1 pseudogene is annotated in these 299 nt (G+C 38.1%); it reads left to right on the forward strand.

Annotated elements, in window-relative coordinates:
- Positions 1–34: 34 nt before the first annotated feature.
- Positions 35–299 (forward strand): annotated as a pseudogene (locus PZE06_RS28095) (ABC transporter permease); the annotation flags it as partial.

Here is a 299-nt window from a genome sequence, read left to right on the forward strand (position 1 = left end):
TTCTTTAATCTAGAAACGAACGGATGGAATCAATATGGACTTATTAATTGATGGACTAACACGGGCGGTCGAAAAGATCATTACTGGTGATCGTGAAGTTTATGAAATCACTTGGCGGACATTACGGATTTCCTTAACGGCCATTTTAATCAGCACGTTAATTGGAATTCCTCTCGGGATTTTATTAGGTTTAACAAAATTTCGCGGTAGAAAGCTATTATTGGTTTTCATTAATATTGGAATGGGGCTTCCACCTGTTGTTGCAGAAGCATTTTCTCGTCAATTTGTTGGAATGCGCT

This window comes from Robertmurraya sp. DFI.2.37, assembly GCF_029211245.1.
Lineage (GTDB): Bacteria > Bacillota > Bacilli > Bacillales > Cytobacillaceae > Robertmurraya > Robertmurraya methanolica_A.